Here is a 7,385-nt window from a genome sequence, read left to right on the forward strand (position 1 = left end):
CGCATTACCAAAGGGTGAGTTGAAAAAAGACTTATTATCCTGTCTGCGTCATGAAAATAAAAAGCGAAAAGCTAACGGTGAACCTAAAAAAGATTCTATATTACAGGATATTAAAACTATTCATGAGCGCCCAGCCGAAGTTCAAGAAAGAAAAATACCGGGTCATTGGGAAGCTGATTTAATTAAAGGTAAAGACAATAAAAGTTCGATAGCAACACTTATTGAACGAAATACACGGCTCTGTATCTTGGCAACATTACCTGATGCAAAGGCAGAATCAGTGCGCAAGGCTTTAACTGAAGCTCTGAAATATTTACCTGCAGAACTGCGTAAAACGTTGACCTATGACCGTGGACGCGAGATGGCAGAACATAAAATACTCGAAGAAGATTTAGGCATAGATGTATATTTCTGTGACCCACATTCACCTTGGCAAAAAGGCACATGCGAAAATATGAATGGTTTAATTAGGCAATATTTACCTAAAGGGATTGATTTAAATCAGGCAGATCAGCATTATTTAAATCAAGTTGCCATGTCACTGAATACTCGTCCTAGAAAGGCGTTAGATTGGCTTACACCATTAGAGAAATTTGCTCAGCTTGTTGATTATCATATGGCTTTTGAAACTGTCGCACCTCATGTTTGAATTCGCCATGGTTCATTTAGTGGGGGAGGAGCTACTGGCCCTTGGGATAATACTAATAATGATACATCTTCAAGCTCTGAGGGCAGTAGCTCGAATGACTAGTTAATTCTACAAATGAACTATATATGTTTATTGATTATAAGAATACTTTTTTGTTAGGGTTGTTTTTTTGAAGAAGGGTAGTAGAGATGATGAAAAAAATTATTTATTTAGCTTTAACGCTGGTCGCTACAGGATTAACTGCTTGTGCAAACTCTCCAGAAAATGGAGTATCCAATAATACTAATATGGGTCAGGCTCAGTGTCTTCCAGCAGAAGCTAAAAAACTGGTTGGACATACTGGTTTAAGTGATGAGCAAATTAAACAGAAAACTGGTTCTAAAATTGTTCGCACTCTTACTCCTAATCAGCCAGCTACGATGGACTATCGTATTGAGCGCATTACAGTAATTATAGATCCTGTAACTAACCAGATTAAAGATGCTTCATGTGGTTAAAGAGTTTAAATAAGAACTAAACTATAGTTACATCTTGTGGGTAGTATGTTTTTTGATTAAAAAAGAGTCTACTACAGAGATGAAGATTTATTAAGTTTACTCTATGAATATGCAAAAAAAAGCTTGTCATTTGGCAAGCTTTTTTTATATACATCCTTTTACATGAGGTACAGAAAGTAAGAGAAAAGGGGTTGGAAGGCTACATATTAGAATGATAATTTTATATTCAGTCAGTTAAATAATTTGAGGTGAGCAATGAAATTGTTGACTTTATTTGGTATGAGTATGGTAGCTAGCTATTACTATAAAAATTTGAAACATAATAAGCTAAATTTTTCACAAGCTAATTTTGATGAAACTATTAAACAGTTTATATTAAGAGATTTTCATAGTTAAAGTAACTAATAAAACTCATATATGAATACAATTTAAAAAGCTCATTGAAAGATGAGCTTTTTAATTATCTATAATATATTAAAATATTAATATGATAATGCTAAAAAAGACATCTAAATTTATAGCTTATTATTCATTTTCTAATGCAAGAGACCTGGGACCTGTTTCTTAGTTGAAAATAGTTTAATAGCCATTGAGCAATTAAAGTCACTTTTAGTTTTTTCAATCCAGGCATTGGGCTGCATAAAGTTAAATCAAGATGTATTAAAAATCATAAAATTTTTAATTAATTCTAGTTAAAACAATGAAATTTCAATATATATTTGAATCTAATAAAGAGTAAATTCATCTTTTAGTCATAAAAATAGAAGAAAATTGAGTCTTAACTTTTTGAGTAGCTCAATTATGCCAAATATCAATGTTAAAAATCTAGATAATATGCTTGCTAGAATTAAGGAAGAAAATCAGTCGCCAGAAAAAATATTGATTGGTTATAAGGCTTATGGGGAATTAATGAATGATAGAGCCTTTTTTGAAGAAGTAGCAGGCTCTGCTATAGACCCTAATAAAAGAAGATATAAAAAGATTAAAATTAAAGTTACTCAAGATGAGTATCAGATTGAAGTAAAGTGTAAGAACTAAAGCGACTTATTTGGGATAACTTCACACCCAAGCAGCAAGCAAAGTCGGGGTCAGGCATTATATAGTACTTATATGGGGATGAGGTATAGCATCAGATAATGCACTGGAAGGCTATTACTGGCAGATCTTGTGAGGTCAGACTTTTTTATGATTGCAAGCGCGTCAAGGTCGAGCTAATATTACTCTTTGTATGGAACTCAACAAATCATTCTGAAAGAATATTAGAGCCTTAATTTTTAATTTTATATATAAACTGCGCTTATATGTAAAATCGCTGAGGCTTCAGATAAACTAAAATGAAGCCTGTGTGATAACAGGCTTTTATAGAGCTAGACCTTAATTTCTTGATACTTGCTTATCCATGGTTGAGCCTGTTCTAACTGAGTAGCCAATTGGAAGAGGAGGTCTTCACGGGCAAACGGTGCAATAAATTGAGAACCTAGTGGGAGATTTTCCTTGTTCCAATATAGTGGAACTGACATTGCTGGAAGTCCGGTAATATTTGCCAGCTGGGTAAAGGGTACCCATTTCAGATTTTCACGAATAATTTGTTCGACCAGTTTTCCGCGTGCAAGATAATGTGCTTTACCTAATTTAATTAACATTTTCAGGATCGGTTTTTGCCAGCTTGGTGTGGTAACCTCTCCATTTCTAGGGGCTACTGAAGCAGTAGCGGGGATTAAATAAAGATCATATTGATCAAAAAAATAATTCATTTGTCTGACATAACCGCCCCAGTTACTGAGATTATGAATATACTCATTAGCACTAGTTTGTGCTCCGAAGGCAGCCAAGGCTAGAGAATCCAGTTCAAAATCCTGATCTTTAGCATGAGTCTGCTGCTTGATCTGTGCCAACATATAAGAGAACTGGCTAAACCATGTCGTAATAAAATCTTTGGCTAAGGCCATACCATCGATTGCGGGCTGGTCTTCTATAACAATATGCCCTAAAGACTCTAAAATTTTAGCAGTATACTGAATTGCATTAACAGCATCTTTAGAAACTGGTGTACCAATAGGTGAAACAGTAGAAAAAGCTATTTTTAATTGCTTGGGTGGCTGCTGAATAACTTCACTATAAGGCTGTAAAGGAGCCTCAATTTTAAAGAGCGAGCTAGATTCAAATCCTTGTGTTGCATCAAGCATAGCTGCACTATCTCGTACTGTTCGTGTCAGAACATGCTGCATAGCTGCGCCGTGCATGGCCTCACTCATACCAGGGCCCCATGGCGTACGACCACGACTAGGCTTAAGTCCGAACAAACCACAATAGGATGCAGGAATCCGGATAGAACCTCCACCATCTCCTGCACCTGCTACCGTACAATACCTGCTGCTACAGCTGAGGCAGAACCACCGGAAGAACCGCCACTGTTGTGTTTTAAATGCCATGGGTTAGCACAGCTCCCCCATGCATCTGGTTCAGTAATTCCTTTGATACCAAATTCAGGTGTATTGGTGCGACCTAGTGTAATAATACCTGTATTCTCCCAGCGATTTACAATCTCCGCATTAAACTCGGGAATGTAGGGGAGCTTTTTTAATGCTTGACAGCCATAACTGGTCGGTATGCCTTTGTATTCTTGAAACAGGTCTTTTACTAAAAAAGGCACACCAGCAAATGGACCATTTAAATCCAGTTTTACCCGCTTTTGAGCATACTCATACATAGGAATAATAATTGCATTGAGCTCAGGGTTTGCAATTTCTACGCGTTGTATAGCAAGTTCTAAAAGTTCGGAAGCCTGTACCTGTTTATTCTTAATAAGATGAGCTAGTCCCAGGCCATCATATTGCATATATTCTTGAATTTTCATTATTTAAATTTTTCCTATGTACTTTTATATCTTTGATCTTTTATTTCTGGGATGTACACGTATATTATGATACGGAGCAAATTAGCTTAGCTGATTTTTATAATATTGCCTACTTGTAAAACCCCTCCGCAATAAATCAAGAGTGAAGATAAATATTGTTTTATAACGTTATTCAAACAAGTTTTTTTACAAATTTATGCTAATTTAAATTTTATGGGGACAAGGTTAAAAAATTCATGAAAAAACTATATCTTACAGCTCTTATTACACTTTGTTCAAGTTGGGTATGGGCAGAACAGCAACCAGTACCAACATCTTCTGCGCAAACTGAAGCCCAGTCAGAAAAATTATCTGCTAATACGATCCGTATTTTTACTCGTCCTGAAATTATGGGTCTATGGGGCATGGAAATTCCTAACAATAAAAAATGTGTAGAATATTATAATTTTCGAAATGACAATGAAGTAATGATTAAAAGTGGTCAAGAGTGGTCGTATGCACTTTATGATTATCAACCTTCAGATGACTTAAAAGACAAGTTGCCTGCGTTAATCATACAGGTAAGATACGATAATAATCAAACTGATTGCTCTGGTCGACGAGAAGACCAGACGGGTGAGATTTCTCAGTACTTTGTCCAATGGAAAAATACTCATACGATCAATTTCTGTGCTACAGAAAAAGGGCAGGAGTGTTTTGCTACATTAAAGCGAATTTTGCCTTAAACTTCTTTGTATTCTTTAACTTTAGTTTTCATAAATTATAAAAAATCAGTTAATAAAAAGCCTCTTGAATCAAGAGGCTTTTTTATCATGATACATCACTAGCTGGCTTTGGGGGCCTCTTGCTGACCTTCAAGCTGTTTAAGTAAATGCTTTTCCAGATAGTGAATATCCATAGCTTGGCTACAGAAATTCTTATCTTGTAAAATAAGATCTTTATGCAATGGAATATTGGTTTTAATTCCAGAAAGAATCATTTCATCTAGTGCCTGTTTCATCCGGGCAATTGCAGTTTCACGATCTTTACCGTGTGAAATCAGCTTGGCAATCATAGAGTCATAATAAGGTGGAATACTGTAGCCTGGATATATGTGTGAATCTAAGCGAATACCTGCACCACCTGGAGCATAAAACTGCTCGATTTTACCTGGTGACGGCATAAAGGTTGAAGGATCTTCTGCATTGATTCGACATTCAATTGCATGGCCGCGTACTTTAATATCTTCCTGTTGAAGATCAAGCCCGATACCTGCTGCAATACGCAACTGCTGTTCAATAATATCTACCCCCGTTACCATTTCAGTCACCGGATGTTCAACCTGAACTCGCGTATTCATTTCAATAAAGAAGAACTCACCATCTTCAAATAAAAACTCGAATGTTCCTGCGCCACGGTATTGCATTAATTTGCAAGCGTTTACACATGCTTCAAGAATATCTGCACGTGCCTGTTCTGGCAGAAATGGTGCAGGTGCTTCTTCTAGAACTTTCTGATGACGGCGCTGTAAAGAGCAGTCACGGTCATAAAGATGAATGGCATGACCATTGCCATCACCCAAAATCTGAACTTCTACATGACGTGGTTTTTGCAGAAAACGCTCCATATAAACCGTATCATCACCAAACCACATTTCAGCATCACGCTGGGCAGCCTGGACAGATTCAAGCAGAGTGTCTACACGCTCGACAATACGCATACCACGACCACCACCGCCTGAGGCAGCTTTAACAATCAGCGGAAAACCGATTTCTTTTGCTTCAGCAAGGGCATTATTGGTCGTTACAGCATGAGCTGAACCAGGTACGGTCGGTACACCAGATTTTTTCATCGCCATGATTGCTGAAACTTTATTACCCATCAGGCGAATATGTTCAGGACGTGGACCAATAAAAATGAATCCTGAACTTTCTACGATTTCTGCAAATTCAGCATTTTCAGATAAAAAACCATAACCCGGATGAATTGCATCTGCACCGGTAATCTCTGCTGCTGTAATAATAGCCGGAATATTCAGATAGCTTTCACTGCTGGTACCAGGCCCTATACATACTGCTTCATCACAAAAGCGTAGATGCATCAAATCCTTGTCGGCATCGGAATAAATACCAACGGTTTTAATTCCTAAAGTTTTACAAGCCCGGGTGATGCGCAAGGCAATCTCACCTCGGTTTGCAATTAAAACTTTCTGCAACATATGAATCCCCGGGTATTAAGCGCGATAGCGGAATAATGGTTGACCAAACTGGATGACTTCACCATTTTTGACCAGAATTTCTTCAATTACACCGCTTTGAGTGGCTTCAATCGGATTCATGATTTTCATTGCTTCAATAATACCTAACGTATCACCGGCAGAAACAGTCTGGCCAATTTTAACAAATGGCGCTTCACCTGGGCTTGGTGCGGCATAGAACACGCCGACCATTGGAGACGTTTCTACTGCACCACGTGGTGCTTTAGCTGCAGGGGCTGATGCAGCAGGAGTTGGCATCGCAGGAGTAGCCGCCGCTGCAACGACCGGCATACGGCGTGTCAGGGCGATAGACTGATCGCCTTCTTTGACTTCAATCGCCTGCAGGTCGGATTCAATCATCAAGTCGATGAGTTTCTTGATTTTGCGGATATCCATGGATGAGTCTTCCTAATTATGATTGGTGAGAAGAGGGTTTAATTTTTTCGATCGCATAGTCCAGAGCAAAATGATAGCCTTTTGCTCCTAAACCACAGATCACACCGACTGCTTTGTCGGATAAATAAGAATGATGACGAAAAGTTTCGCGGGCATGCACATTAGAAAGATGGACTTCAATATAAGGAAGCGCAACGCCAAGCAAGGCATCGCGTAAAGCTACTGAAGTGTGCGTCAGTGCAGCAGGGTTGATAATAATAAACTGTGTACCATCATCTTGAGCCTGATGAATCCGGTCAACAATTGCACCTTCCCAATTGCTTTGAAAAGTATTCAGAGAAAATCCTGCTTTTTGAGCATGTAAAGTCAGACTTTGATTGATATCCTGAAGGCTAAGACGACCATATACTTCCGGTTCACGTTTACCTAGCAAATTTAAATTCGGTCCATGAATAACCAAAATGGTTGAACTCATCCAGCCTGCTCCAATATCAAAAATATATGCATTCTTTGCAAGATGTCAGCAAAATTTACGTATTATGGCATATTATTCTGCAAATTCTTTATAATTTGTATTAATTGAAACAGAAGATCAATGCCAAAATTGAGCTATATATTGAAAACTTTGCAGGGAATTGGCAATGTTAAAAAATGACAAATTTATAATTTTTTTAAATTTTAAAAGATATCATGAACTGGCTAGATGTATTAAAATTTCTAGTAATGGGTTAAAAGGTTACTTATTGCTCT

6 protein-coding genes and 2 pseudogenes are annotated in these 7,385 nt (G+C 37.6%); 4 read left to right on the top strand and 4 right to left on the bottom strand.

Annotation, left to right across the window (positions count from 1 at the left end; genetic code table 11):
• From J502_RS15455 to J502_RS15465, 3 genes and pseudogenes are all read left to right on the top strand, one after another.
• Positions 1–649, top strand: a pseudogene (locus J502_RS15455) (IS30-like element ISAba125 family transposase); the annotation flags it as partial.
• Between the two features lie 188 nt (positions 650–837).
• Complete coding sequence (locus J502_RS15460; RefSeq protein ID WP_005014488.1) at positions 838–1,146, top strand: I78 family peptidase inhibitor; 309 nt, start codon at positions 838–840, stop codon at positions 1,144–1,146.
• An 801-nt stretch (positions 1,147–1,947) separates the two neighbouring features.
• Positions 1,948–2,184 (top strand): hypothetical protein, encoded by a 237-nt coding sequence (locus J502_RS15465; RefSeq protein ID WP_005014486.1) that lies wholly within the window; start codon positions 1,948–1,950, stop codon positions 2,182–2,184.
• A gap of 329 nt (positions 2,185–2,513) precedes the next feature.
• On the opposite strand, the pseudogene J502_RS15470 reads toward J502_RS15465, so the two are convergent.
• Positions 2,514–4,003 (bottom strand): annotated as a pseudogene (locus J502_RS15470) (amidase).
• A 236-nt stretch (positions 4,004–4,239) separates the two neighbouring features.
• Here J502_RS15470 and J502_RS15475 point away from each other — a divergent pair.
• Positions 4,240–4,728, top strand: coding sequence for a hypothetical protein (locus J502_RS15475; protein ID WP_005014484.1), 489 nt, complete (start codon positions 4,240–4,242; stop codon positions 4,726–4,728).
• Positions 4,729–4,826: 98 nt separating this feature from the next.
• On the opposite strand, the gene accC is transcribed toward J502_RS15475, so the two are convergent.
• Genes accC through aroQ form a run of 3 tightly spaced genes read right to left on the bottom strand, consistent with a single transcriptional unit; the run spans position 4,827 to position 7,110 of the window.
• A complete protein-coding gene (gene accC / locus J502_RS15480) occupies positions 4,827–6,200 on the bottom strand; it encodes an acetyl-CoA carboxylase biotin carboxylase subunit (protein ID WP_005014482.1) in 1,374 nt (457 codons plus the stop codon).
• 15 nt (positions 6,201–6,215) lie between these two features.
• A complete protein-coding gene (gene accB / locus J502_RS15485) occupies positions 6,216–6,635 on the bottom strand; it encodes an acetyl-CoA carboxylase biotin carboxyl carrier protein (protein WP_005014474.1) in 420 nt (139 codons plus the stop codon).
• Positions 6,636–6,651: 16 nt separating this feature from the next.
• Complete coding sequence (gene aroQ, locus J502_RS15490) at positions 6,652–7,110, bottom strand: type II 3-dehydroquinate dehydratase (RefSeq protein WP_005014473.1); 459 nt, start codon at positions 7,108–7,110, stop codon at positions 6,652–6,654.
• Positions 7,111–7,385: the final 275 nt, after the last annotated feature.

The sequence above is a fragment of the Acinetobacter sp. 1294596 genome, assembly GCF_000582925.1.
GTDB classification, from domain to species: Bacteria; Pseudomonadota; Gammaproteobacteria; order Pseudomonadales; family Moraxellaceae; genus Acinetobacter; species Acinetobacter radioresistens.